Raw genomic sequence first — 24,725 nt, forward strand, 5'->3', positions numbered from 1 at the left:
GGGGTCTCTCCTACCCTGGTAGGAGAGACCCCGGGTAAGAGATCGGTAGTTCGACCGATCCGCGGCCCCTGGCGTGCCGATACCGTCGTACTCGCGTCACGGCGGGCTGGGGAGCCTCGCCGGAGGCGCGGGGGGATGGACGGGCCGGTTCCGTCGCCACGGTCGGGGGGTGGCGACGGGACCGGGCCCGTGCCGATGCCGCCCACCGCCCACCGCCCACAGTCCGCGGCCGCAGCCGTGTCAGCGCCGTACCAGGTCCGTGTCAGCACCCGGGCGCACGCTCGGCGGCATGAACACTCCCGCAATCGAGGTCGACGGGCTGGTCCGGACCTTCGGTGAGGTCCGCGCCGTCGACGGGATCTCCTTCTCCGCCGGGCGCGGACAGGTCCTGGGCCTGCTCGGCCCCAACGGCTCCGGCAAGACGACGACCGTCCGCATGCTGGCCACGCTGCTCCCGCCGTCGGCCGGCCGGGCGGCGGTGCTCGGCCGCGACGTCGTCGGCGACGCCGCCGGGGTCCGCTCCCTGATCGGCCTCACCGGCCAGTACGCCGCCGTCGACGAGGCCCTGACCGGCCGCGACAACCTCTACCTGATCGGCAGGCTGCTCGATCTGCCGCGGGCGGCCGCCCGGGCCCGCGCCGCCGAGCTGATCGACCGCTTCGGGCTCGCCGACGCCGCCGGGCGCCGTGCCGGAACCTACTCCGGCGGCATGCGCCGCCGGCTCGACCTGGCCGCGAGTCTCGTCGGACGCCCCGAGGTGCTGTTCCTCGACGAGCCCACCACCGGACTGGACCCGCTGCACCGCAACGAGGTGTGGGACGCCGTGCGGCGACTCGCCGAGGACGGTGTCACCGTCCTGCTCACCACCCAGTACCTGGAGGAGGCCGACCAGCTCGCGCACGACCTCGTCGTCCTGGACCAGGGGCGGGTCATCGCCTCCGGCACGGCCGCCCAGCTGAAGTCGCGGGCCGGCGGCCGACGCCTGCACGTCCGTGCCGAGCTGCCGCGCGAGGTGCCGCTGGTCGCCGCCGTCGTCGCCCAGGAGACCGGCGCCGAGCCGACGGTCGAGCCGTCCGGGGAGGTCACCGCGGCCGTCGCCGACCACGGCGCGCTGCGCCGCACCGAGGACCGGCTGGTCGCCGAGGGCGTCGCCGTCGCCGAGATCGGCCTGCGGCTCCCCAGCCTCGACGACGTCTTCCTCTCCCTCACCGGCCACGCGGCCGAGACCACCTCCGGAGGCCCCCGATGACCGCCACCCTCGACACCCCGCCCACCGCCCCGAGCTCCGGCCGGGCGTCCACCTCGGCCCCGCTGCTGCCCTCGACGCTGCGGCACGGGCTGTCGCTGGCCCGCCGCGGGATCGTGAAGACGATCCACTCGCCGGAGGCACTGATCGACGTCACCCTGCAGCCGGTGATCTTCCTGCTGCTGTTCGTCTACGTCTTCGGCGGCGCGATAGCCGGCAACAGCACGGAGTACCTGCACTACGCCCTGCCCGGTGTGCTGCTCCAGACGGTGGTGTTCGCCTCCGCGGGCACCGGCGTGGGATTGGCCGAGGACCTCAAGACCGGGATCTTCGACCGCTTCCGCAGCCTGCCGATCTCCCGCGCCGCCCCACTGGTCGGCGCGATCGGCGCGGACCTCGTCCGCTACCTGACCTCCGGGGTGATCATGCTGGCGTTCGGGTTCGCGCTCGGCTACCGCACCCCGTCGGGTCCGCTCGGGATCCTCGCCGCGTTCGGGCTGGTCGTCGCGTTCGCGTTCGGCCTCTGCTGGGTGTTCACCGCACTCGCGATGGTCGTGAAGCAGCCCCGCTCGGTGCAGGGACTGTCCGCGCTGATCATGCTGCCGCTGACCTTCGCCAGCTCGGTGTTCGTCCCGACCCAGACGATGCCCGGCTGGCTGCAGGGCTTCGTCGCGGTCAACCCGGTCTCGCGGACCGCGGACGCCGTGCGCGCCCTGCTCGACGGCGCGCCGGCGGGAGGCGCGGCGACGGTGTCGTTGCTGACCTCCGCGGGCCTGGTCGTGGTCTTCGCGCCGCTGGCCGTGGCGCTCTACCGCCGCCGCACCTGAGCGCTCACGGCACCGGGGGTGCGTCCCGGCTCCAGGCCCGGCCACGGTCGACCGCAGCGTCGGCCGCGGCCGGGCCCAGCCGCGCGCGGACCCCCTCCAGCGTCGCCACGACCTCGGGCAGCCCCAGGTGCAGCGCCCCACGGCGGGCCAGGGCGACGCCGAGCAGCTCACCGGCCCGCTCCGCGTCCCCCGCGTCCAGGGCCCACCGAGCGGAGGTCTCGGCGACCACACCGAGGACCGGCCCGTCGTCGGCGGCGACGGCGGCCTTCCCGGCCTGCTCCAGCCGCTCGCGGGCCTCGTCCGGGCGGCCGAGGGCCATCAGTGCCGACGCGATGAGCGTGTGGGTCGCGGCCTCCCGCTGGAACCGTCCGGGGCCGGGCAGGACCGGCACGTCGCACTCGCGGAGCAGCTCCAGGGCCTCGTCCGGATTCCCGAGCCGCAGCTCGACCTCGGCCCGTCCCCACCGCAGGCCGAAGCCCGCACGGAGGTCGTCGGGGATGTCCTGGGCGAAGGCCAGGCGCAGGTGCTCGCGGGCCACGATCTCGTCGCCGTGGCGGGCGGCGAGCCGGGCCAGCTGCAGGTGGAACTGCGGGACGTCGTCGGCGTTGCCGAGCTCCGCGGACAGCGCCACCGCCTCGGACCAGGCCCGGCGGGCGGCATCGGTGTCCCCCGCGTAGTCCTCCAGCTCGCCGAGTGCGAACGTCGTCATCCCGAGCCCGAAGCGGTCCCCGGTCCGGGCGAACAGGTCGTGTGCGTCCCGCAGCCGGACTCGCTGTGTGCCGAGGTCGCCGGCGTTCTCGGCGTGCGCGGCGATGATCTGCGACGCCGTCGCCCGCAGCCAGGTGTCGCCGTCGCCGTCGGCGATGGCCGCGAGCGCGGAGCGGTCCCCTTCGCCGAACAGCAGCCCGGTGGGCGGTGCGAGCTCGACGATCGGGTGCCGCGGCTCGGGCAGCTCCGACCACAGCGCGACGACGGCGTCCAGCTCGGCCTGCGCGGCGCCCGGATCGTCGCCGAACCCGATGTGGACCGTCGCCCGGATCGTGCGGGTGACCGCGACCGCGGCGGCCGGTGTGGTCGCCGGGACCGTCGCGACCCGGTCGGACCAGCGCTTCAGCGACCCGAGGTCGCCGCGGATCATCCAGCTCCAGGCCAGGGCCGCGAACAACCGGTGCGCCCGGGGGCCGTCGCCGGCGTCGACGGCGCGGTCCAGCGCGCGGACGGCCTCGCCCTCCGTCCGCCGCACGACGGCGAGCTGGTCGAGCTGGTCACCGCCGCGCAGCCGCGGCTCCCCGGGCTCCAGCACCGCGAGCAGGTGGTCGGCGTGCGCCGCGGTCACGGCGTCGTGGTCCGGCGCGTCGGCCAGCCGTGCGGCCGCGTACTCGCGGATCGTCTCCAGCATCCGGTAGCGGGTCGCACCGTCCTCCGCCCCGTCCACCGGGACGACCAGCGACTTCTCCACCAGTGCCGGGAGCAGGTCGAATGCGTCGTCGCCGCAGACGGCCTCGACGGTGCCGGCGTCGACCGGGCCGGCGAACACCCCGAACCGGGTCGCGAGCGCCCGCTCGGCGGGGGAGAGCAGGTCCCAGCTCCAGTCGACGACCGCCCGCAGCGTCTGGTGGCGGGGTAGCACGGTCCGGGCACCGGACACCAGCAACCGGAAGCGGTCGGCGAGCCGGTCGGCGATCTCGGCCGGGCTCATGCTGCGCACCCGGGCCGCCGCGAGCTCGATGGGCAGCGGCTGACCGTCGAGACGACGGCAGATCTCGGCGACGGCCGGGGCGTGGTCGGCCGGGTCGAGGTCCGGCCGGACGGCGACGGCGCGCTCGGCGAACAGCCGCGTCGCCTGCGCCGGCTCCAGCGACCCGAGCGGGTGCAGGACCTCGCCCGGAACGCCGAGGGGCTCCCGGCTGGTCGTCAGCACCCGCAGCCCGGGCAGCCGGGCGAGCAGCTCGTGGACGAGGCCCGCGACGTCGTCGACCAGGTGCTCGCAATTGTCCAGCAGCAGCACCAGCTCGCGACCGGTCAGCGCGGACACCAGCCGCGCCCGGGCGTCCGGCCCGTCCCGGTCCGTGACCGACAGCTCCGCCCCGCCGACGGCGTGCAGCGCGGCCGGAACCACCTGGTCACCGCCGGTCAACGCGGCCAGCTCGACCACGGCGACGGCCGAGCCGACGTCCCGGACGGCCTCCTGGGACAGGCGGGTCTTCCCGGCCCCGCCCGGCCCGACCACGGTCACCAGCCGCGCCGAGCCGAGCAGCGACCGTACCCGGGCCAGGTCCTTCTCGCGGCCGACGAACGAGGTGAGCGCCACCGGCCGGGGCCGGTCCGGCGGTGGCGCCGGTCGCCGTACGGGGATCGCGGCGGCGGGCGGGTCGTCGCGCAGCAGCTCGGTGCGGGTCCGCAGCAGCTCCGGGCCCGGGTCGACGCCGAGCTCCTCGGCCAGCGCGGCCCGGGTCCGGTCCAGCACGGCCAGCGCGTCGGCCCGCCGCCCGGCCCCGTGCAGCCCGCGGGCGAGCGCGACGGCGGTGGTCTCCCGCAGCGGCTGCTCGGCGAGGACCGCGGTCAGCGCGTCCAGACCCGCGGTGGGGGTCCCTGCCGCGAGCCCGCGGGCGGCCAGCTCCTCGGCGGCGCCCGCGCGGGCGCCGGCGAGCCGGGTGGCGGCCGGCCCGGTGAACGCGAGCCCGTTCAGCCCGCCCAGGGGCGGACCGTGCCACAGACCCAGGGCCTCGCTGAGCAGGGCGCTGGCGCGGCCGTTGTCGGGCTCGGCCGCCGCGGCCCGGCGGAGCGCGGCGAACCGCAGCGCGTCCACCGCGTCCGGGTCGACGGCGAGCAGGTAGCCGCCGGTCGCGGTCCGCACCCGCTCGGCGCCGATCGCGCGGCGCAGCCGGGTCGCCAGCGACTGGAGCGCGTTCGCCGTCGACGGTGGGTCATCGCCCCACAGCGCGTCGACCAGCGTCGCGGTGTCGACGGGGTGCCCGGCGTCGAGCGCGAGCCGGGCGAGCAGACCCCGTACCCGGGCGCCGGCGGGCAGCAGGTCACGCCCGCCGGCGTCGGTGACGGGGCCGAGCAGCCGGATCGACATCACCGGTCATTCTGCCCCGCGCCGGCGACCGGGTCTCCGCCGATCGGGGTCAGCCCGACCGCCGGACCACCTGCGCCAGCTCGTCGAGCTTCGTGAGGGTCTCGGACTCCGGCAGGGTCGGGAGCAGGAAGGTGACCCGCTCGACGCCCGCCTCGGCGTACCCGGCGACGACGTCGGGGTCGGGCTTCCCGCCGAAGACCGTCGTCGGCACGTCGGGCTTGCCGCGTTCGGCCAGGTCGGCGCGGACCCGGCGGATCTCGTCGACGGAGGTGTGGGAGCGCGGCAGCCAGGCGTCGCCGACCTCGGCGAGCCGGTTCAGCGCGGCCTCGCTCTCGCCGCCCAGGTAGATCGGCGGGGTCCGGACCGGCTTCGGCCAGCAGTACGAACGCGCGATGTCGACGTGCTCGCCGTGGAACTCGGCCTCGTCCTCGGTCCACAGTGCCCGCAGCGCGTGGAGCTGCTCGGTCATGAGCGGCCCGCGGACCCGGGGGTCGACGCCGTGGTTGCGGATCTCCTCGCGGTTCCACCCGGCCCCGACGCCGAACAGCAGCCGCCCGCCCGACACCAGGTCCAGGCTCGCGGTCTGCTTGGCGGTGTGGATGACGTCGCGCTGGGGCAGCAGCGCGATGCCGGTGCCGAGGAGCAGGTCGGTGGTCGTCCCGGCCATCGCGGTGAGCGCGACGAACGGGTCGAGCGTGCGGTAGTAGACCCGCGGCAGGTCACCGCCGCCGGGGTAGGGGGACTCGCGGCTGGTGGGGATGTGCGAGTGCTCGGCGAGGAACACCGAGTCGAAGCCGCGCTCCTCCAGCGCACGGCCCAGTGGTCCGGGGCGGATGCCCTCGTCGGTCACGAACGTGGCGATGCCGAACTTCATGACCGCGGGTACCCGCCCGGCGCGGCCCGCACGCGGGGCGCGCGCATCAGCCCGGCGACGCGGGCGGCGGACCGCTCCCGCCGAGCCGGGCGGAGAGCTCGTCGGCCGCCTCGCGGAGCATCGGGACGAATCCGACGAGCTCGTCGCGCCCGGCCCGGACGGCCGGCACCGACACCGACAGCGCGGCGACCGCACCGGTGTGGTCGAAGACGGGCACGGCCACGGCGACGACCCCGGGGACGCGCTCCTCCAGCGAGATCGCGTAGCCGTCGTGGCGCACCTGCTCGATCTGCCGGTCCAGCCGTTCCTGCGCGGAGGGGTCCCCGGCGAGCCGGCCGCGGGCCGCGGCGAGCCGACCGGGGTCGACGTGGGCGAGCAGTGCCTTGCCGGGCGCGCCCTCGTGCGGGGGCCGGGGAGCACCGAGGTCGGTGTAGATGCGGCGCAGCGGTTGCTGGGACTCCACCTGGGCGATGGTCCGGCGGCTGGGCTCGGCGTCGAGCACGTGCAGCCCGACGGTCTCCCCGGTCCGGTCGCGGAGCCTCGTCATGATCGGCACGGCCTGTGACTCCAGCGACAGCTGCTCGCGGGCGACCTCGCCGAGTCCGAGCAGCCGTGGGCCGAGGGAGTAGGCGGTCGACCCCGGCGCCTGGGCCATGAAGCCGTGGCTGGCGAGTGCGCTCACCAGGCGGTGGGTCGTGCCCCGGGTCAATCCCGTGAGCCGGGCGATCTCGGTGATCCCGGCGATCGGCCGGGCGCGGGAGAAGACGGACAGGATCGCGACGGCCCGGTCGATCGACTGGACCCCGCCCCCGGTGGCCTGCTCCCCGGCGTCGTCGCGTCGTGCCTCCACGGGGCCGGAGCTTAACGACGTCCCGCAGGGCCGACCGTTGCCCGTGCGTCCACCCGTCGTCTACGGTGCCCGTATTACGAGACACCGTTCCGAAAGGTGGGCACTATGGCAGTGCAGTCAGGGCCTCGCGCCGATGCGGCGGAGGCACCCGAGGCGGACCGGTCGACCGGGAGCAGCCGTTTCGACACCGTGCGCGCCCGGATCGGGCTGCCCGTCGGGCCGCTCGGGTTCCTCGCGGTCCTCCTGCTCGCGGACGGGCTCGTCTGGCCCCAGCGGGCACTCGCGGCGGTGTTCGTGCTGGTCATGGTCTGGTGGGTCACCGAGGCGCTGCCGCTGGCGGTGACGGCGGTCTTCGCGGTCCTGCTGTGCGTCTTCCTCGGCGTCGCCGACGAGGAGACCGTGCTCGGGGCCTTCGGGACCGACACGATCTTCGTCTTCCTCGGCGGCTTCGTGATCGCCCGGGCGATGAGCGTGCACGGGCTCGACCGCCGGATCGCCCTCCGTGCGCTCTCGGTCCCGGGCATCGCCGGATCCCCGGTGCGGACCATGATCGCGTTCGGCGTGCTGGCGGCGGCGATCTCGGCGTTCGTGTCCAACACCGCGACCGTGGCGATGCTGCTGCCGATCGGGATCGGCATCGTCCGCTCGGTGAGCACGGTCAGCACCCGCGAGGGCGGCCCGGACCTGTCGCGCTCGCGCTGGGCGACGTCGGTGATGCTGATGATCGCCTACGGAGCGTCGATCGGGGGTCTCATCACGCCGGTGGGCGCACCGCACCAGCTGATCGGCCGCGACCTGATCGAGTCGCAGACCGGCCGCACCATCGGCTTCGTCGAGTGGGTGACGATGTTCCTGCCCATCGTGCTGGTCATGTTCGTGGTGCTGGCCGTGCTGCTGCTCCTGCTCAACCGGCCCGAGGTCACCCGGCTCGAGGGCGCCGCCGAGTTCGTCGCCGAGCAGCGGGCGTCGCTGGGCGGTGTGACCCGCGGGGAGAAGAACACCGTCGTCGCGTTCGGTGTCGCCGTCGTGCTCTGGACCACCCCGGGTGTCCTCGGGGCCGTGATCGGCGAGGACACCGCGCCCGTGCTCTGGCTCACCGAGCACGTGACGGAGGGGGTCGCGGCCGTCTTCGCGGCCACCCTGCTGTTCCTCCTGCCGGCGCGGTCCGCGAACGGTGGTGGCCTCGTCCCGACGCTCACCTGGGCCGAGGCGGTGAAGATCGACTGGGGGGTGATCCTGCTCTTCGGCGCCGGCACCGTGCTCGGGTCGATGTCCTCGGAGACCGGTCTCGCGCGGACCTTCGGCGACGGCATCGCCACCGGGCTCGGGGTGTCGTCGCTGGTGGCGGTGACGGTGCTGGCGGCCGTCATGGCCCTGCTCGTGTCCGAGACGACCAGCAACACCGCGAGCGCCGGGATCGTCGTGCCGATCGTGGTCCCGATCGCGGTCGCCATCGGCGTCGACCCGCTGATCCCCGGGCTCGTCGCGACCGCCGCGGCCGGGTACGGGTTCATGCTCCCGGTCTCGACCCCGCCCAACGCCATCGTCTACGGCTCGGGCCTCGTCCCCCTCACGAAGATGATCCGCAGCGGCGTCGTCTTCGACATCGTCGGCGTGGCTGTGCTCGTCGTCGGAGTCCTGCTCATGGCCCCACTGGTCGGACTGTGACCGGCCGCCCCACCCCGCACCCCACGACCCAGGAGAGAACCGTGTCCCACCCCCTGCAGACCCTCGTCCGGCGGATCCTCGACCGGACCGGTCCGCTGCCGGACGAGGTGCTCGCCGCCGCCCGGCGCACCGTCGCCAACGTCGTCGCCACCGCCGTCGGTGCGGCCGGCGCCCCGGCCGTGGACGCGGTCGTCGCGGCGTCGGTCGCGATGGCGCCGGGCGGTGACGCGGTCGTCCCCGGCCGTCCCGAGCGGCTCCACCCGCTCGACGCCGCCCTGGCCACCGGGCTCGCCGCGCACCTCGACGACTTCGACGACACCCACCTGCGCACCGTGATCCACCCCGGCGCCGTCGAGCTGGCGACGCTCGTCGCCCTGCAGGACGGGCCGGCGGCCCGCGACTCCGACGAGGTGCTCACCGCCGTGGCCTGGGGCGTCGAGGCACAGCTGCGGCTGGGCAACGCGATCTCGCCCGAGCACTACGACGCCGGCTGGCACATCACCGGCACCTGCGGCCCGGTCGGCGCCGCGGTCACGGCGGGCCTGCTGCGGGGGCTCGACGCGGACCGCCTCGCCGTCGCGGTGGCGCTCGCGGCGGGCGGCCCGGTCGGCAACCGGGAGGGCTTCGGGTCGATGACCAAGCCGTTCCACCCCGGGCAGGCGGCCGTCGTCGGGCTGCGTGCGGTGCAGGCCGCCGTCGACGACGCCCCGTGGCCGGGTGACGTCCTCACCGGCCCGGCGGGACTCGCGACCCGGCTCGCCGCCGGGGTGTTCCGGCCCGGCGAGCTCCTCGACGACCTCGGCACGCGGTGGGAGCTGTGCGCGAACACCTTCAAGCCCTACCCCTGCGGCATCGTGACCCACCCGGCGATCGAGGCCGCCGAGGCCCTGCACACCGGGTTCCCGGGCGGTGACACCCACGCGATCGAGGAGATCGAGCTCGTCTGCCACCCGCTCGTCCCCGAGCTCACCGGCAACCCCGACCCGGCCGACGGACTGCAGGCCCGCTTCTCCACCGCGCACGGCATGGCGGCCGGTCTCCTCCTCGGGCAGGTCGGCCTCCCCGCCTACGACGACGACCTGGTGCGCAGCGACGAGGCCGTCCGGCTCCGCTCGCTGGTCCACTTCGACGCCGTCGACGACTGCGCCCGCGACGCCGCCCGCCTGCGGATCCGGGTCGAGGACGCATGGCTGCAGCACACCGTGGAGCACGTCCGGGGGAGCCTGGCCCGCCCGATGACCGACGACGACCTGGCGGCGAAGGCCCGCGCGCTGGTCGAGCCGGTCCTGCCCGGGCGCGCCGCGGAGCTGGAGCGGGCGTGCCGGGCCACCGGCCCCGGCTGGGTGCCCGCGCTGCTGGCCGCGACCACGCCCGACCGGGAGCCGGCCCGCCGGGCACCGGAGTCCGTGGTCCCGGTCGCCGGGGCCGACCCGGCGCTGGCGCAGCTCGTCGCGGAGCGCGCGGTCCGGCCCGGTCCGCGGGCAGCGGAGCTGCTGGGTCACCTGGCCGACCGGGGACGGTCCGCTCTGGACGACACCCCGCACGAGGCCGACCCGCGCCGCCGGGCCCTGGTGGTGGCGCGCGCGCTGGGGAGCGAGCACGATCCGGCGGTCACCGCGGCGGTGGCCGCCGCCCTGGCCTGCGGGGACGGCGCCGACGCGGTGGCGCCCGCCGTCGCCGGGGCCGGCGTCGCCCTCGACCTGGCGCGGGTGCTGGAGGTGCCCTCCCGCGCGGTCGTCCGGGTGGCCGCGGCGCTGGCCGCCGCCGTCGCGGCGGCCTCGTCGCCCCGGGTCGTGCTGCACGCCCTCGGGCTCTCCGCCACCCAGGTCACCGGGGTGGCGGGCGACGCCGGGGGCGCCGCGCTGCACGCACGGTCCCAGGCCGACGCGGTGGTCGACGGCGTCGCCGCGGCCCGGCTGGCCGCGGCCGGGGTCACCGGCCCGGCGCAGCCGTTGCACGGCAGGCGCGGCGTGCTCGCCCTGCTGGGTGCCGGGGACGCGGGGCAGTGGGAGCCGACCGCGGCGACCGCGTCGGCGGCGCTGGAGACGGCGGCGTCGCCGGTCGCGGCCCCGCTGTGACGGGTCCGGGCGCGGCTCTCAGCCGCGCCCGCCCAGCCGCGCCAGCAGCAGCGCCTCGGCCAGCACTCCGCGCCCGAACATGCCCAGGTGCAGGCTCTCGTCGATCCCGTGCCAGCGGCTGGCCGGGTCCCCGACGCCGGTGACCAGCACCGCCGCGCCCGGGAACGTCCTGGCGAACTCGGCGATGAACGGGATGGACCCGCCGATGCCGGTCTCGACCGCGTCGTTGCCGTAGGCGGCCGAGAACGCGGCTCGGGCGTGGTCGTAGACCTCACCGGTCGAGGACAGGCTGAACGGCTCCGCGACCCCGCCGCCCGGGGTCACCGACACGTGCGCGCCCCACGGCACGTTGCGCTCCAGGTGCCCGGCGAGCGCCTGCTGTGCCTCGCGGGCGTCCTGGCCGGGGGCCAGCCGCATGCTGACCATCGCCCGGGCCCGGGGGAGCAGCACGTTGGCGGCCTCGGCGACCTTCGGCGCGTCGATCCCCAGCACCGCGACGGCGGGGGCGTGGTTGACCCGGTCCGGGATCGACCCGGTGCCGAGCAGCTCGACACCGTCGAGCAGGCCGGCGTCGGAACGGTAGGTGGCCTCGTCCGGGTCGGGTGCGTCGGAGCTGCCGCGCACCAGGCCGGGGACGGCGACCTCGCCCTTGTCGTCGTGCAGGGTGGCCAGGGTGCGGCACAGCGCGGTGAGCGCGTCGCCGACCGGGCCGCCGTAGACCCCGGAGTGCACCGGTCGTTCCAGCATCGACACCTCGACGACGACGTCGACCAGACCGCGCAGGCTGGTGGTCAGCGCCGGGACGTCGACGGCCGGGTTCGCGGCGTCGGCGATCACGATGACGTCGGCGGCCAGCTTCGCGTGGTGCTCGGCGAGCAGCGCGGTCAGGGTGGGGGAGCCGGACTCCTCCTCGCCCTCGATGAACAGCACGACCCCGACCGGGGGCTTCCCGTCGTAGGCGCGCAGCACGGCGAGGTGGGTCATCACGCCGGCCTTGTCGTCGGCGGCGCCGCGACCGTAGAGCCGGCCGTCGCGCTCGGTCGGGGTGAACGGCGGGCTGGTCCACTCGTCGTCGCCGCCGGTGGGCTGGACGTCGTGGTGGGCGTAGAGCATCACCGTGGGCGCGCCCTCGGGCGCGGGCCAGTGCGCGACGACGGCCGGGGCCCCGCCGTCGGCGGAGAGGACCTCGACCGATGCGGCACCGGCGTCGCGGGCCAGCGCGGCGACCGCGTCCGCCGAGCGCCGGGTGTCCTCGGCGTGCGCCGGGTCGGCCCAGATGCTCGGGATGCGGACCAACGCCTCGAGGTCCGTGCGCGCGCCCGGCAGGACGGCGTCGACGGCAGCGGAGAGCGCTGCGGGAGCGGGGTCGGTCTGCGGCTCGGCCATGCGGTCGGATGCTACGCGGGCGCGGCAGGGCCGCACCGGTCGCCGATCGTGCCGCCACGCACGGGCGGTTCGTCGCTACATTCGGGCGCATGTCCCGATTCCTGGCGACGTTGCTGGAGTCCGCGACCGGCCCCGACGGGTCCGCCCGCGGGATGACGACGGGGGAGCCGCGCGAACCCGTGCGGCGTTCCTGGGCGGAGGTGCACGGGACGGCTCGCGGGATCGCGGACGCCCTGCGACGCCCCGGCGACGACGGTGGCCCGGCCCTCCCGTTCGGCGGCGCGGTCGGGGTGCTGGCCGGGGAGCCCGCGGCGATCGCCCCGGCCGCGCAGGCGGTGTGGCTGTGCGGCGGCAGCGTGACGATGCTGCACCAGCCGACCCCGCGCACCGACCTGGCCGAGTGGGCCGCCGACACCGTCGCCACGCTGACGATGATCGACGCCGCGATGGTGCTGATCGGCCCGCCGTTCGACGCCCTCGCCCCCGTCCTGACCGAGCGCGGCATCCCGTTCCGGATGCTCGACTCGCTGACCGGCGACCCGGCCGCGTTCGTCGCGGACGCCGCCGTCGCCGACGAGGGTGACACCGCGTTGCTGCAGCTCACGAGCGGTTCCACCGCGGCCCCGAAGGCGGTGCGGATCACCCACGCGAACCTGCACGCCAACATCGGGGCGATGGTGACCGCGTCCGCACTGGACGTCGCGAGCGACCGGATGGTGTCGTGGCTGCCGCTGTTCCACGACATGGGCATGGTCGGGTTCCTGACCGTCCCGATGACGGTCGGGCTGGACCTGGTCACCGTCACCCCGGCGGACTTCCTGGGCCGCCCGCGACTGTGGGCCGAGCTGATCTCGTCCTACGGCGGGACCGTCACCGCGGCCCCGAACTTCGCCTACGCCGTGCTGGCCCGCCAGCTCGCCCGGGTCGACGACGGCGCGCTCGACCTGTCCACGTTGCGCATCGCCCTCAACGGCGCCGAGCCGGTCGACCCGGCCGCGGTGGCGGCGTTCACCGACGCCGGCGCCCGCTTCGGGCTCCGGCCGGAGTCGGTGCTGTGCGCCTACGGGATGGCCGAGACCGCGCTCGGGGTGTCCTTCGCGCCCGTCCACACCGGACTGACGGTCGACCGGGTCGACGCCGAGTCGCTGGAGGCGCACCGGCGTGCCGAGCCCGCGGGCGCCGGTCCGGTGCGGGAGTTCCCCGAGCTCGGACCGCCGCTGCCCGGGATCGAGGTGAAGGTCGTCGGCAGCGGTGGTCGCGTGCTGGGACCCCGGGAGGTCGGGGTGCTGCACCTGCGCGGCGACGCCGTGACGCCGGGCTACCTCACCGTCGACGGCCCGGTGGCCACCCAGGACCGGGACGGCTGGTTCGACACCGGCGACGAGGGCTACCTGACACCCGAGGGCGCCGTCGTCGTGTGCGGCCGCACCAAGGACGTGATCATCATGGGTGGTCGTAACATCTACCCGACCGACATCGAACGGGCCGCCGGTGCGGCCGAGGGCGTGCGCGCGGGCAACGTCGTCGCGGTCCGGATGGCCGCGGGTGAGGGGCGGCACCGGGAGTCGTTCGCCGTCGCGGTCGAGGCCCGTGGGGACACCGACGCCGACACCGTGCGCAGGATCCGCGACGACGTGATCCGCCGTGTCGTCTCCGCGGTGGGGGTACGACCCGCCGAGGTCGCGGTCCTGGCCCCGGGGAGCCTGCCCAAGACCCCGTCCGGGAAGCTCCGCCGCGCCGCGACGGCGGACCTGCTCACCGCCCGCCGCTGACCCGGACGCACGAGAGCCCCGGTCCCGGCGGGACCGGGGTTCTCGTGGAGGACGGGCTCAGCCCGACAGCGGGTGGAACCGGTTCTGCGCCGCCTCCAGCCCCTCGGACAGCAGGGCCTCGGCGGCGTCCGCGGCGAGGTCCAGACCGAGGTCGAGCTCCTTGTTCTCCACACCGGAGAACCGCTTGAGCACGTAGTCCGCCGGGTCCTGACGACCCGGTGGCCGACCGATGCCGAACCGCACGCGCAGGTAGTCCTTCGTGCCGAGCGCCTTGCTGATCGAGCGCAGGCCGTTGTGCCCGCCCTCGCCGCCGCCGCGCTTGAGGCGGATCACGCCGAAGTCGAGGTCCAGCTCGTCGTGGACGACGATCACCTCGGTCGGCGGGATCGAGAAGTACTGCACCAGCCCGGCGACCGGGCCGCCGGAGAGGTTCATGTACGTCCGGGGGACGGCCACGGTCACCGGGCGACCGGCGAGCCGGCCCTGCGCGATGTCGGCGTTCGACCGCTTGTGCGCGGAGAACCGGCCGGCGCCGGCCCGCGTCGCCAGCAGCGCGGCGACGCGGGTACCGACGTTGTGCCGGGTGCCCTCGTACTCCGGACCCGGGTTCCCGAGTCCGACGACGAGGGCCGGCCCCGGCCCCGGGCTCACTTGTCGGAGGACTCGGAGTCGCCCTCGGAGTCCGCGGAACCCTCGGCGGAGTCGCTCTCGCCCTCGGCGGCCTGCTCCTCGTCGGACGGCTCCTCGATCACGCCGGCACCCTCGGTGTCGACCTCGGCCTCGAGGTCCTCCTCGGTCGGGGCCGCGACGATCTGCACGACGAGGTACTCCTCGTCGGTGCGCAGCTCGACGCCGCCGGGGAGCTTCAGGTCCTTGGCGAAGTACTGGGTGCCGATCTCGGCGTCCTCGACGGAGATCTCGATGTTCTCCGGGATGTTCAGCACGTCGGCCTCGACCAGGACGGTGTTGAGGTCCTGGGTGACCAGCGATCCGGGGGCGGCCTCGCCGGTGACGACGACGTCGAGCTCGACCTCGACCTTCTCGCCACGCTTGATGACGAGCAGGTCGACGTGCTCGATGTAGGGGCGCAGCGGGTGCACGACCACGGTCTTGGTCAGCGCGAGCTGCGGCTGCGCACCGTCGACGTCGAGCTCGAGCACGGCGTTGCGGCCCTGCTCACGGACGACCGCGGCGAACTGCAGCGACGGCAGCGACAGGTGGACGGGGTCGGTCCCGTGGCCGTAGAGGACGGCGGGGATCTTGCCGGCACGACGGGTGCGACGGGCGGCGCCCTTGCCGAACTCGGTCCGGGTCTCGGCGGGAATGCGGGTCTGGGCCACGGCTGCTTGCTCCTCGAAAGACGTTCTGCGACAGGTGCGCGCGGCGAGGAGCCGACCGGGATCGGCCCACGTCGATCACGGCGGGTCTAGGTGCACCCGCCCTCGCCGCGGAGATGCCGAGAAGAGTACGCCAGGCCCGTGGGCGTCCCGGGGTCAGCCCCCCGCGACGACCACGGGCCCCGCTGGTCAGGCCACCGAGTGGGGGACTCCCGGACCCGGGTCGATGCGGTGCGGGCCGTTCTTGCCGGGCTTGACGTCGAAGTCGAAGATCCCGGTCGGGAGGTAGACCGTGGAGCAGGAGTTCGGGATGTCGACGACGCCGGACAGCCTGCCCTCGATCGGTGCGGCCCCGAGGATCATGTAGGCCTGGATCGGGGAGTAGCCGAAGTTCGTCAGGTAGTCGATCGCGTGCAGGCAGGCCCGCTGGTAGGACAGGTGCGAGTCGAGGTAGCGCTGCTCGCCGTCGAGGGTGACCGAGGTGCCGGAGAACGCGATCCACTCGCTGTACTGCGGGTCGGTGTTGCCGGGCACGAAGATCGCGTTCTCGCTCACGCCGTAGGTCGCCATCCCGCCCTTGATGACGTCGACGTGCAGGTCGATGAAGCCGCCCATCTCGATGGCGCCGCAGAAGGTGATCTCGCCGTCGCCCTGGGAGAAGTGCAGGTCGCCCATCGACAGGTTCGCGCCGTCGACGAACACCGGGTAGAAGACGCGGCTGCCCTTGGTGAGGTTCTTGATGTCCTGGTTGCCGCCGTTCTCCCGGGGCGGTGCGGTGCGCGCGGCCTCCGCGGCGGCCCGGTCGAAGTCGGCTCCGGTCAGCGAGCCGAGGATCGCCGAGTCGGGGTTGGGTGGCAGGGCCAGTGGCGGCACCCGGTCCGGGGCGGTGTCGATCAGCGCCTGCTCGCGGGCGTTCCAGCGGCCGAGCAGCTCGGGCGAGGGCGCGGTCCCCATCAGTCCGGGGTGGACGATCCCGGTGAACGACACCCCCGGGACGTGCCGGGAGGTGGCCGTCCCGCCCTGGAAGTCCCAGATGACCTTGTAGGCGTCGGGGAACTGCTCGGTGAGGAAGCCGCCGCCGTTGCGGGTGGCGAACACGCCGGTGTAGCCCCAGCCCTGCCCGGCCAGTGGACCGGAGTCCTCCTGGGGGATCGGGCCGACGTCGAGGATGTCGACGATCAGCAGGTCACCCGGCTGCGCCCCCTCGACGGGCGATCGGCCCGGACAGCACGTGCACCCCGTCGAGCGGGGCGTCGAGGATGTCGTCGGCGGAGTCGTCGTTGTGGATGGCGCCGTCGAACCACTCGCGGCAGTCGACGCGGAAGGTGTCCCCGGGCTTGACGTGGACCTGCGCCGGGATGTCGGGGTGCCACCGGTTGTGGCCGGTCAGCTGCTGGTCGGTGAAGGACCTGGTGCTGTCGAGGGGGAAGACGTTCCTGGGCATCGGGCACTCCCGGGGTCGGTGCGGACGCGGGCGGGGCGGTCAGGGTCGCGGCAGGCCGCGGGTGGCGGGGTGCAGCGGCGGCCCGCCGGGGCGCAGCGGGCGCGGCGGCGGGGCGGAGACGACCTGCGGCTCGTGGGCCGTCGCCGTGGTGCGGTCGATCAGGGCGACGCGGCCGCGGTCGGCGAGGCCGAGCATCGGCGCGGTGATGACGCGCGGGGACGCTTCCCCGCAGGTGGGGCAGCGCGCCGTCGCGGGGGCGCTGCCGATCGGGTGCCGTTCCTCGACGGGGCCGTCGGCCCCGCACCGGTAGACGTAGAGCGCCACGGTCGTACCTCCCGGCACGTCGGGCGACCCGACATGCATCCGAGGAAATAGTTTCCTGGGAAAGTACGACCGACGGGCCGGGGTGTCAACGCGAGCGTCAGAGTTGCTGGACGACGTCCCACGCCACCCCGTCGGCGACGGCGAGGAACACCTGCTGGCGCAGGTGCCGGCCGTGCACCTCGACGGTCCCGCGCGGGCTCTCGTAGGCCAGCCCCTCGGCGACCGCGGTCATCGCCGGCACCTCCGGCGACCCGGCCCGGCGCATGAGCTCGGTCAGCAGCCGGACCCCCTCGTAGCAGGACTCGCCGAGGCTGTTGAGCACCGGTGCGTCCGGGCCGAAGCGGTGGGCGTGCGCGGCCGCGAAGTCCAACCCCGACGCCGTCGCCAGGTCCTCGAAGTAGCCGGCCGAGGTGAGCAGGCCGCGGGTGTTCTCCGGGCCCGAGGCGAGCAGCACGTTCTCCTCGATCAGCGAGCTGAAGCGCAGGATCTCCCGGTCCAGCCCGACGGCGCCGAAGGCCCGGTTGAACTCGACGGCGTCGTTGCCGATCAGGAGCATCAGGACCGCGTCGCAGCCGCTCGCCTCGACCCGGTGCAGCACACGGGAGAAGTCCTCGGTGCCGAGCGGGACGTACATCTCATCGCAGACCGTCCCGCCGATCCGGCGCAGGTGCTCGGTCGCGACCCGCGCGGACCGGCGGGGCCACACGTAGTCGTCGCCGACGATCGTCCAGCGGCGCACCCCGGCGGCCTCGGCGAACCAGCTCAGCGACGGGCCCAGCTGCAGGTCCGGGGTCTCCCCGGTCAGGAACAGCCCCGGCCGCTGCTCGCCGCCCTCGTACAGCGCGGTGTAGGCGTAGGGCACGCGCCCGCGGATCCGGGGTGCGACGGCCTCGCGGACCGCGGAGATGTGCCAGCCGGTGACCGCGTCCACGGCCCCCGCGCTGACCAGCGCGTCGAGCTCCGCGGCGACGACGGCGGGTGGCGCGCCGCCGTCGACCGGCACCAGGTTCAGCTCCCGGCCGAGCACCCCGCCCGCGGCGTTGACCTCCTCGGCGGCGAGCGTCGCGCAGGACTCGCACGACGGGCCGAAGATGCCGGCCGGACCCTGGAGCGGGACGACCAGCGCCACGTTGAGCACCTCGCTCCCGCGCGCCGGCACCGCCGTCGCGCGCCCGGGGGCCGGGATCGGAGTCATGCAGGTGACGCTATCCATCGTGGCGTCGCCCACCCAGCCCCTCGGGCGAAAACGTCCGGTTACGATGCGCTCATGGCGGAGCCCGCGGAGCACGTGCGGCCGTCCGGGGACGAGTCGCTGCGGCTGCTCTGCGCGGTGGGCCGGGCCCTGGACCAGGAGCTCGACGACGCGCTGCAGGCCTGCGGCTCCGAGGTCGAGCAGTGGCGGGTCCTGGGGTTCGTGGCGCGGGGCGGCGCGACGATGAGCGCGCTCGCCGAGCACGCACTGCTGCTGGCGCCGCGGGCGACCAAGCTCGTGGACCGGATGGCCGCGGCGAACCTCGTGCACCGCAGGCCGGACGCCGTCGACCGGCGCCGGGTGCTGGTCGTCGCCACCGAGCGGGGCCGCGCGGCGCTCGCGGAGTGGGACGCGGCGGCGGCCGGGGTGCTGGAGCGCTACCGGGACCTGCTGGGCCCCGAGGCCGCCCTGTTCGACGACGTCCTGCGTCGCCTGCAGGGCGCGACCGGGGGTCCCGGTGCGCCGGGGCAGGCCGGGCTCGTCGCGACCGAGCGCTGACCGGGACGACCGACGGCGCCCCACCCGGAGGCGGAGCGCCGTCGGCGGACGTGCGGGGTGCTCAGGCGTTGCCGTCGAACAGGCTCGTGACCGAGCCGTCCTCGAACACCTGGTGGATCGCCTCGGCCAGCAGCGGGGCGATCGGGAGCACGGTCATGCTGTCGAACCGCTTCTCGTCCGGGATCGGCAGCGAGTCGGTGATGATGACCTCCGACGCGCCGCAGTTGGCCAGGCGCTCGGTGGCCGGGCCGGACAGCACACCGTGGGTGGCGGCCACGATCACGTCCGAGGCGCCCTCCTTGAGCAGCACCTCGACCGCCTTCGCGACGGTGCCACCGGTGTCGATCATGTCGTCGATGACCACGCAGCAGCGGCCCTCGATCTCACCGACCACCCGGTTCGCGACGGCCTCGTTCGGCTTGCGCGGGTCCCGGGTCTTGTGGATGAACGCCAGCGGGGTCCCGCCGAGGGTCTCGGCCCAGCGCTCGGCCAGGCGCACCCGGCCGGAGTCGGGGGAGACGACGGCGAAGTTCCCGTTCGGCCGGGTGCTCTTGATGTGCTGGGCGAGCACCGGCAGCGCGAACAGGTGGTCGACGGGGCCGTCGAAGAAGCCCTGGATCTGCGACGTGTGCAGGTCCACGGTCAGGATCCGGTCGGCACCGGCGGTCTTGAACATGTCCGCGACGAGGCGGGCCGAGATGGGCTCGCGGCCGCGGTGCTTCTTGTCCTGACGGGCGTAGCCCCAGAACGGCATGACCGCGGTGATCCGCTTGGCCGACCCGCGCTTGAGCGCGTCGACCATGATCAGCTGCTCCATGATCGCGTCGTTGATCGGGGCGGAGTGCGCCTGGATCACGAACGCGTCGCTCCCGCGGACCGATTCCTCGAAGCGGCAGAAGATCTCACCGTTCGCGAAGGAGTAGGCGGACTGCGGGGTGACCGTGACGTCGAGCTCCTTCGCCACGTGCTCGGCGAGCTCCGGGTGCGCCCTCCCCGAGAACAGCATCATGTTCTTCTTGGGAGTGCCTGCGATCGCGCTCACCGTGCGGTGCCTCCTCGGCTGAGGTCTCTCGGGTCTGTCGTACCGGCGGAGGTGGTCTGACCTGCGCCGTCGCTGCTGGTCGTGCCGTTCGTGGACGGGTCGCTGCCCGCCCGCTGTGCCGCCTCGGCGGCGGGGGTGCCGGGCCGCTTGCGCGGCACCCACCCCTCGATGGTGCGCTGTGGCCCACCGGACACCGCGAGCGCCCCCGGTGGGACGTCGGCGCGGAGCACGGTCCCGGCGCCGGTGTAGGCGCCGTCCCCGACCGTGACGGGGGCGATGAACATGGTGTCCGACCCCGTCCTCACGTGGGATCCGATGACGGTCCGCTGCTTGCGGACGCCGTCGTAGTTGACGAACACCGACGAGGCGCCGATGTTGCTCATCTCGCCGATCGTGGCGTCGCCGACGTAGGTCAGGTGCGGGACCTTGGTGCCCGCGCCGATGTCGGAGTTCTTGACCTCGACGAACGTGCCGATCTTGCCGCGCTCGCCGAGGACGGCGCCCGGGCGCAGGTAGGCGAACGGCCCGACCGAGGCGCCGGGGCCGATCCGGGCCTCCGACCCGTGGGTGCGGACTACGCTCGCGCCGGCACCGACGACGGTGTCGGTGAGCGTGGTGTCGGGGCCGATGACCGCGGCTTCATCGACCTCGCACGCCCCGTGCAGCTGGGTGCCCGGGTGCAGCACGACGTCGGGCGCCAGCCGCACGTCGACGTCGACCCGGGTGGTGGCGGGGTCGACCACGGTGACCCCGGCCAGCATCCACTCGCGCAGCACGCGGCGGTTCAGCTCGGCGCCGAGCTCGGCGAGCTGGACGCGGTCGTTCACGCCGCGCACGCGCCACTCGTCGTCGCAGCGGAGGGCGTGCACCGTCCGGCCCGCGGCGACGGCGGCGGCGACCAGGTCGGTGAGGTAGAGCTCCTGCTGGGCGTTGTGCGCGGCCAGGCCCGTGATGCCCTCGCGCAGGAACTCCGCGTCGAAGGCGTAGACCCCGGAGTTGATCTCGCTGATCGCGCGCTGTCCCGGGGTCGCGTCGGCGTGCTCGACGATCCCGGTGACGGTGCCCCCGCTCCCGCGCACGATCCGGCCGTAGCCGGTGGGGTCGGGGACCTCGCAGGTCAGCAGGGTGACCGCGGCGCCGTGGCCGGTGTGCTCGGTGACCAGCGCGGACAGGGTCGCGGTATCGAGCAGCGGGACGTCGCCATAGGTGACCAGGACGGTGCCGGTCAGGTCCGCGGGGAGCGGGGTGAGGCCGCTGCGGACCGCGTCGCCGGTGCCGAGGCGCTGCTCCTGGACGGCGGTGGTGGCGGTGCGCCCGAGGGTGGCGGAGATGTCGCCGACGGCCCGCTCCACCCGTTCGCGCTCGTGTCCGACGACGACCACGAGGTGCTCGGGGGCGGTACCGGCGAGTGCGTGCACCGCGTGGCCGAGCATGCTCCGCCCGCCCAGCTCGTGGAGCACCTTCGGTGTCGACGACCGCATCCGCGAACCCGCACCGGCCGCGAGGACGATGCCGGCCGCGACCGCCGCCGTTCCGGGGGCCGGTCGGTCACCGGTGCCGGCCCGGTCGGGTTCGGGCATGTTCGGTTCCTCCTGCCGGACTCGCCGCCCGTGCCGGGCGGAGGACGCGGGACGCGCCGTGCCGGTACGGCATCGTACGGGGACGGCCCCGGGGAACCCGGCGGGCCCGTCGCGCCGGTGGTCACGGCGTCCAAACCAAGATCAACCCTTCGGGTGGTAACCGGTCGGGCGCCGGTCTCGTTCCACCGTTCAGACGACGGCGACCGACCGGTCACCGTCCGCGATGCGGATGAGCGGAGTGCGATGACGCGCGAGGTCGAGGGACGCCGTCGGCGGCCCCGGGTGATGACGGTCCTGGCCACGGTGGTGGCCCTGGTGCTGGCCGTGCTGACCGCCGGGACGATCGGGACCGCGTCCGCGGCGCCGACGGAGTCCGAAGCCGGGCCGGGCCGCACCGAGGGCACGCCGTGCTCGGCGGCCGCGCGCCTGCGTCGACCTCGCGAACAGCACGGCATGGCTGATCCGCGACGGGAAGATCGAGGCGGGGCCGGTGCCCGCGTCGTTCGGCAAGAAGGGGCAGCGCACCCCGGCGGGGGTCTTCCAGGTCCAGTGGAAGAACAAGGACCACCGCAGCAGGGAGTTCAACAACGCGCCGATGCCGTTCGCGGTCTTCTTCGCCCCCGGCGGCATCGCCTTCCACGAGGGCAACACCGAGACCGAGTCCGCGGGCTGCGTCCGGCTGTCGCGGGAGAACGCCGAGCGCTGGTTCAACTCGCTGCAGGTCGGCGACCGGGTCGAGGTCACCAACATTCCGCAGTGACGTGTGGCGTTGTTTCCGCCCCAGGGGTGGCGGGAACGGCTCGGGCGGAGAACACTTCCGACTGATCGGTTGTGCAAAACCGATTCTGACGACACGGAGGACTCATGCCCACGCGCAGCGCCCGCACCGCCTGGAACGGCACCCTGGAGCAGGGATCCGGTCAGGTGGAGCTGTCCAGCTCCAAGGTCGGCACCTACGAGGTCAGCTTCCCGAAGCGTGCCGCCGACGAGGCCGGCGGCACGACCAGCCCGGAGGAGCTCATCGCGGCGGCCCACTCGGCCTGCTTCGCGATGCAGCTCTCGGCGAACATCGCCGAAGCCGGCGGCACCCCGGAGTCGCTGGAGGTGTCGGCCGACGTCTCGCTCGGGCCGGACAAGGACAACGGCGGCTTCAAGCTGACCGGCATCACCCTGAAGGTGCGCGGCGAGGTCTCCGGCCTCGACGCCGACGGCTTCGCCAAGGCCGCCGACGCCGCAAAGGCCGGCTGCCCGGTCTCCAAGGCACTGACCGGCGTCGACATCACGCTGGACGCCGCTCTCGAGAGCTGAGAACGCCCCCGCGACGCCCCCGCCCGGACCTCGGACGGGGGCGTCGTCGTGCCCGGGGCAGTCGCCGTCGGACATCCGCCGCAGTACGGCGACCGCGCAGGCGGGCTCCCCGGGGCGGGCTCAGCGGCTACGCAGCAGTCGGTCCAGCGTGCGCAGGCCCAACCTGCTCAGCGCCGGGGCGGAGGTCCGGTAGTACCAGCCCAGGCCCATCGCCTGCGCGAACGCCCAGGCCCGTCCCCGCGCCCACTCCACGGGGCCGCAGCCCAGCTCCGCGCGCAGCAGCTCCCGCGGCCCGTCGTCGAGCAGGTGCCACGCCGCGACGAGGTCGAGCTCCCGCGAACCGGCGCCCGCGGGTGTCGGCGTCGCGCAGGCGATGCAGCAGGCCGGCCAGGTCGACGGCGAATGCGGCCGACCGGCCGGGGCCGTCGGCGTCGGCGGTGCGGCCCGGCACCCAGGTCTGGACCGATCACGGCAGCGGGTAGCCGTGCCCGGGGTTGCCGATCCCGACCGGCTCGGGCGTCGGGACCGGGCTGCAGGCGGCGAGCTCCCGGGCCGCGGTGGCCTCGGCCACCAGCCGCTCGCGCACGGCCGCGGTGTCGTGGCCCTGCAGCGGGAACGGGGCTGCGAGACCGCCACCGACCCGGTGCATGGCGTGCACGGTGCCGCTGCCGGGACCGGGCGCACGGGCAGGTGGCGCAGCGTGGGGAACGAATCGTCGACCAGGCGGCGGGTGGTGGCGTCCACCCGCGCCTCGTCGATGTGCATCATCGCGGGGGAGTGCAGCACCGGGACGGTGTGGCGGGCGAGTGGACTACGTCCGCGAGCGGAGGTGTGGGTGCGCGGCTTGCTCCGCCGCCAGGATTCGAACCTGGACCATCGGAACCAAAATCCTGGCCGTGCTCGACGCTGATGCACGTCGCGGCAGGTCAGGGCGTGGGGTTCGTCCGGGGCAGTCCGCGGCGGACCGGCTCAGGACTCGGCGACTGATGTCGGTTGGTGATGTCAGCCTGCGCCTGCCCCGCTTGCCAGTGCCATCCCGTCGACCTGCTGCAAGCCGACCGCGCGGGCGGCCGTGGGCGGCCCTCGACGCAACCGCCGGCCGACGTCGTCAGGCTCCGCCCACGGTTGTCCGTGTGGTAGCCCGGAGGGAGGGCGGCGGGATGGCACACCCCCATCCCGGAGATCAGCCCGCCCGGCGAGGGCATGTACTGGTCTCTGAAGCGCGCGCACCGGAAAGCCTCAGTTATCAGTTTGGCCTAGTCCGGCGGGAGATAGTAGCGATCAAGCGTGCTTTCTACTTCGGCAAGCTCATCCTGAATTCGTCGATTCTGAGAACGAACATTCTCTAGCTCTTCCCCTGCGCGTGCGGCCTCGCTCAGGTATGCGTTCTGCATCCGATCGTACTGGTCGAGATCTGCGGCGATGCGCTCAGCTTGGAGCCGATTATCAGTTAACTTGAGCTTCATCGATTCGCGCTGACTGGCGCTCAAGTTGTCACTTTCTAACTGTTCGCTTAATAGTAGCCTGGCGCGCCGCAGCTGACTGACCTCGATGCGCTTGCGCTTCCTTTTTTCTCCGAGGTCGTCGTCACGCCTACGGCGGGTCGCAAGGTATGCCGAGGAAGCAGATTTCAGCCGGTCTTGACCTTCCACAGCCTGCGCGAGAAGCTCTGATCGCCTGGCCTCAAGGTCGACTAGGTGTGATGTCCAGGGAGGTTGTCCCGTCCGGGGTCGGTGAGTCTGGCTGACAGACGAGGGCCTCCGGTTGTGAAGTGGAGCTGTCTAGGAACCGCTTCACCCACCGGAGGCCTTCGTGTCCCACGCTAACGCCGCTCTGACCCCGCGTGCCCGTTTCAGATTCGCCCAACTGGTCGTCGAGCACGGCTGGACCCACACCGCAGCGGCGAAGATGTTCATGGTCTCGTCGCGGACCGCCCGCAAGTGGGCCGACCGCTACCGGACCGAAGGAGCCTCCGGGATGGCCGACCGCAGCTCACGGCCGAGGTCCTCACCGACGAAGACCTGTGTCGGTCTGGTACGGCGGATCGTGCGGCTGCGCTGGCGTCATCGGCTGGGCCCGGTGTCCGCGTACGGGCTCTGATGTCGCTGTAGGTACGAGCTGGTTTGTCGTTGGTCCGGCGCGTCGGACCGAAGATCA

At 74.3% G+C, this 24,725-nt stretch carries 21 protein-coding genes and 2 pseudogenes; 9 read left to right on the forward strand and 14 right to left on the reverse strand.

Annotation, left to right across the window (positions count from 1 at the left end):
- Positions 1 to 289: 289 nt before the first annotated feature.
- Both FVA95_RS10625 and FVA95_RS10630 read left to right on the forward strand, forming a co-directional pair.
- Complete coding sequence (locus tag FVA95_RS10625) at positions 290 to 1,249, forward strand: ATP-binding cassette domain-containing protein (RefSeq protein ID WP_149664060.1); 960 nt, start codon at positions 290 to 292, stop codon at positions 1,247 to 1,249.
- On the forward strand, positions 1,246 to 2,073 hold the full coding sequence (locus tag FVA95_RS10630; RefSeq protein WP_149664061.1) for an ABC transporter permease: 828 nt from the start codon (positions 1,246 to 1,248) through the stop codon (positions 2,071 to 2,073). The genes FVA95_RS10625 and FVA95_RS10630 overlap by 4 nt, the downstream gene beginning before the upstream one ends.
- Positions 2,074 to 2,077: 4 nt before the next feature.
- On the opposite strand, the gene FVA95_RS10635 is transcribed toward FVA95_RS10630, so the two are convergent.
- From FVA95_RS10635 to FVA95_RS10645, 3 genes are read right to left on the reverse strand one after another with little or no spacing between them, the layout of a single operon-like run.
- Positions 2,078 to 5,155: a BTAD domain-containing putative transcriptional regulator gene (locus tag FVA95_RS10635; protein ID WP_149664062.1), complete on the reverse strand. Its 3,078-nt coding sequence runs from the start codon at positions 5,153 to 5,155 to the stop codon at positions 2,078 to 2,080.
- A gap of 49 nt (positions 5,156 to 5,204) precedes the next feature.
- Positions 5,205 to 6,029: an LLM class F420-dependent oxidoreductase gene (locus FVA95_RS10640; RefSeq protein WP_149664063.1), complete on the reverse strand. Its 825-nt coding sequence runs from the start codon at positions 6,027 to 6,029 to the stop codon at positions 5,205 to 5,207.
- A 46-nt stretch (positions 6,030 to 6,075) separates the two neighbouring features.
- Positions 6,076 to 6,879, reverse strand: a complete 804-nt coding sequence (locus FVA95_RS10645; RefSeq protein ID WP_149664064.1) for an IclR family transcriptional regulator — start codon at positions 6,877 to 6,879, stop codon at positions 6,076 to 6,078.
- Between the two features lie 105 nt (positions 6,880 to 6,984).
- Between FVA95_RS10645 and FVA95_RS10650 the strand changes: the two genes are divergently transcribed.
- Complete coding sequence (locus tag FVA95_RS10650; RefSeq protein WP_149664065.1) at positions 6,985 to 8,547, forward strand: DASS family sodium-coupled anion symporter; 1,563 nt, start codon at positions 6,985 to 6,987, stop codon at positions 8,545 to 8,547.
- A gap of 41 nt (positions 8,548 to 8,588) precedes the next feature.
- The gene (locus tag FVA95_RS10655) at positions 8,589 to 10,625 is read left to right on the forward strand and encodes an MmgE/PrpD family protein (RefSeq protein WP_161992263.1); all 2,037 of its coding nucleotides are present in this window, start codon (positions 8,589 to 8,591) and stop codon (positions 10,623 to 10,625) included.
- An 18-nt stretch (positions 10,626 to 10,643) separates the two neighbouring features.
- Here the strand turns inward: FVA95_RS10655 and FVA95_RS10660 are convergent, their stop codons facing one another.
- Positions 10,644 to 12,011, reverse strand: a complete 1,368-nt coding sequence (locus FVA95_RS10660) for a dipeptidase (protein WP_149664067.1) — start codon at positions 12,009 to 12,011, stop codon at positions 10,644 to 10,646.
- Positions 12,012 to 12,100: 89 nt separating this feature from the next.
- Between FVA95_RS10660 and FVA95_RS10665 the strand changes: the two genes are divergently transcribed.
- A complete protein-coding gene (locus tag FVA95_RS10665) occupies positions 12,101 to 13,783 on the forward strand; it encodes a fatty acyl-AMP ligase (RefSeq protein WP_149664068.1) in 1,683 nt (560 codons plus the stop codon).
- Between the two features lie 57 nt (positions 13,784 to 13,840).
- Here FVA95_RS10665 and pth read toward each other — a convergent pair whose 3' ends face one another.
- The 5 genes and pseudogenes from pth to FVA95_RS10690 all read right to left on the reverse strand — a co-directional run bounded on the left by pth (position 13,841) and on the right by FVA95_RS10690 (position 18,083).
- Positions 13,841 to 14,434, reverse strand: a complete 594-nt coding sequence (gene pth / locus FVA95_RS10670) for an aminoacyl-tRNA hydrolase (RefSeq protein WP_149664069.1) — start codon at positions 14,432 to 14,434, stop codon at positions 13,841 to 13,843.
- Positions 14,431 to 15,123 (reverse strand): 50S ribosomal protein L25/general stress protein Ctc, encoded by a 693-nt coding sequence (locus FVA95_RS10675; RefSeq protein WP_149664070.1) that lies wholly within the window; start codon positions 15,121 to 15,123, stop codon positions 14,431 to 14,433. The genes pth and FVA95_RS10675 overlap by 4 nt, the downstream gene beginning before the upstream one ends.
- A gap of 186 nt (positions 15,124 to 15,309) precedes the next feature.
- Positions 15,310 to 16,564 (reverse strand): annotated as a pseudogene (gene fmdA / locus FVA95_RS10680) (formamidase).
- A gap of 39 nt (positions 16,565 to 16,603) precedes the next feature.
- On the reverse strand, positions 16,604 to 16,927 hold the full coding sequence (locus tag FVA95_RS10685) for a zinc ribbon domain-containing protein (RefSeq protein ID WP_075308359.1): 324 nt from the start codon (positions 16,925 to 16,927) through the stop codon (positions 16,604 to 16,606).
- 58 nt (positions 16,928 to 16,985) lie between these two features.
- Positions 16,986 to 18,083 carry a substrate-binding domain-containing protein gene (locus FVA95_RS10690; protein ID WP_149664071.1) on the reverse strand — a complete coding sequence of 366 codons (1,098 nt, stop codon included), beginning with the start codon at positions 18,081 to 18,083 and terminating at the stop codon, positions 16,986 to 16,988.
- Positions 18,084 to 18,155: 72 nt separating this feature from the next.
- Here FVA95_RS10690 and FVA95_RS10695 point away from each other — a divergent pair, with 72 nt between their 5' ends.
- Entirely contained in the window at positions 18,156 to 18,638 is a 483-nt protein-coding gene (locus FVA95_RS10695) for a MarR family winged helix-turn-helix transcriptional regulator (protein ID WP_149664072.1), read from the forward strand.
- 61 nt (positions 18,639 to 18,699) lie between these two features.
- Here the strand turns inward: FVA95_RS10695 and FVA95_RS10700 are convergent, their stop codons facing one another.
- Together FVA95_RS10700 and glmU are read right to left on the reverse strand one after the other, a co-directional pair.
- The gene (locus FVA95_RS10700) at positions 18,700 to 19,680 is read right to left on the reverse strand and encodes a ribose-phosphate diphosphokinase (protein ID WP_149664073.1); all 981 of its coding nucleotides are present in this window, start codon (positions 19,678 to 19,680) and stop codon (positions 18,700 to 18,702) included.
- Positions 19,677 to 21,161 (reverse strand): bifunctional UDP-N-acetylglucosamine diphosphorylase/glucosamine-1-phosphate N-acetyltransferase GlmU, encoded by a 1,485-nt coding sequence (glmU, locus tag FVA95_RS10705; protein WP_240051402.1) that lies wholly within the window; start codon positions 21,159 to 21,161, stop codon positions 19,677 to 19,679. Before glmU ends, FVA95_RS10700 begins: the two co-directional genes overlap by 4 nt.
- A gap of 574 nt (positions 21,162 to 21,735) precedes the next feature.
- On the opposite strand from glmU, the gene FVA95_RS10710 reads away from it, so the two are divergent.
- Positions 21,736 to 22,020, forward strand: coding sequence for a L,D-transpeptidase (locus tag FVA95_RS10710; protein WP_240051403.1), 285 nt, complete (start codon positions 21,736 to 21,738; stop codon positions 22,018 to 22,020).
- A 104-nt stretch (positions 22,021 to 22,124) separates the two neighbouring features.
- The gene (locus tag FVA95_RS10715; protein WP_075308353.1) at positions 22,125 to 22,568 is read left to right on the forward strand and encodes an OsmC family peroxiredoxin; all 444 of its coding nucleotides are present in this window, start codon (positions 22,125 to 22,127) and stop codon (positions 22,566 to 22,568) included.
- Positions 22,569 to 22,688: 120 nt separating this feature from the next.
- On the opposite strand, the gene FVA95_RS33475 is transcribed toward FVA95_RS10715, so the two are convergent.
- The 3 genes from FVA95_RS33475 to FVA95_RS10725 all read right to left on the reverse strand — a co-directional run bounded on the left by FVA95_RS33475 (position 22,689) and on the right by FVA95_RS10725 (position 24,220).
- A complete protein-coding gene (locus FVA95_RS33475) occupies positions 22,689 to 22,820 on the reverse strand; it encodes a hypothetical protein (RefSeq protein WP_255474634.1) in 132 nt (43 codons plus the stop codon).
- Between the two features lie 214 nt (positions 22,821 to 23,034).
- Entirely contained in the window at positions 23,035 to 23,217 is a 183-nt protein-coding gene (locus FVA95_RS31980; protein WP_205015817.1) for a hypothetical protein, read from the reverse strand.
- A gap of 607 nt (positions 23,218 to 23,824) precedes the next feature.
- Positions 23,825 to 24,220: a hypothetical protein gene (locus FVA95_RS10725; RefSeq protein WP_149664076.1), complete on the reverse strand. Its 396-nt coding sequence runs from the start codon at positions 24,218 to 24,220 to the stop codon at positions 23,825 to 23,827.
- A 160-nt stretch (positions 24,221 to 24,380) separates the two neighbouring features.
- Here FVA95_RS10725 and FVA95_RS10730 point away from each other — a divergent pair.
- Positions 24,381 to 24,647, forward strand: a pseudogene (locus FVA95_RS10730) (leucine zipper domain-containing protein); the annotation flags it as partial.
- Between the last annotated feature and the right edge of the window lie 78 nt (positions 24,648 to 24,725).

The organism is Pseudonocardia sp. EV170527-09 (assembly GCF_008369905.1).
Lineage (GTDB): Bacteria > Actinomycetota > Actinomycetes > Mycobacteriales > Pseudonocardiaceae > Pseudonocardia.

Excerpts from the sequence above, each read along its gene's own strand:
- FVA95_RS10625 (WP_149664060.1), top strand. The coding sequence starts at position 290 with ATGAACACTCCCGCAATCGAGGTCGACGGGCTGGTCCGGACCTTCGGT.
- FVA95_RS10630 (WP_149664061.1), top strand. The coding sequence starts at position 1,246 with ATGACCGCCACCCTCGACACCCCGCCCACCGCCCCGAGCTCCGGCCGG.
- FVA95_RS10635 (WP_149664062.1), bottom strand. The coding sequence starts at position 5,155 with ATGTCGATCCGGCTGCTCGGCCCCGTCACCGACGCCGGCGGGCGTGAC.
- FVA95_RS10640 (WP_149664063.1), bottom strand. The coding sequence starts at position 6,029 with ATGAAGTTCGGCATCGCCACGTTCGTGACCGACGAGGGCATCCGCCCC.
- FVA95_RS10650 (WP_149664065.1), top strand. The coding sequence starts at position 6,985 with ATGGCAGTGCAGTCAGGGCCTCGCGCCGATGCGGCGGAGGCACCCGAG.
- FVA95_RS10660 (WP_149664067.1), bottom strand. The coding sequence starts at position 12,011 with ATGGCCGAGCCGCAGACCGACCCCGCTCCCGCAGCGCTCTCCGCTGCC.
- FVA95_RS10665 (WP_149664068.1), top strand. The coding sequence starts at position 12,101 with ATGTCCCGATTCCTGGCGACGTTGCTGGAGTCCGCGACCGGCCCCGAC.
- FVA95_RS10685 (WP_075308359.1), bottom strand. The coding sequence starts at position 16,927 with ATGCATGTCGGGTCGCCCGACGTGCCGGGAGGTACGACCGTGGCGCTC.
- FVA95_RS10690 (WP_149664071.1), bottom strand. The coding sequence starts at position 18,083 with ATGACTCCGATCCCGGCCCCCGGGCGCGCGACGGCGGTGCCGGCGCGC.
- FVA95_RS10695 (WP_149664072.1), top strand. The coding sequence starts at position 18,156 with ATGGCGGAGCCCGCGGAGCACGTGCGGCCGTCCGGGGACGAGTCGCTG.
- glmU (WP_240051402.1), bottom strand. The coding sequence starts at position 21,161 with ATGCGGTCGTCGACACCGAAGGTGCTCCACGAGCTGGGCGGGCGGAGC.
- FVA95_RS10715 (WP_075308353.1), top strand. The coding sequence starts at position 22,125 with ATGCCCACGCGCAGCGCCCGCACCGCCTGGAACGGCACCCTGGAGCAG.
- FVA95_RS31980 (WP_205015817.1), bottom strand. The coding sequence starts at position 23,217 with ATGCACCGGGTCGGTGGCGGTCTCGCAGCCCCGTTCCCGCTGCAGGGC.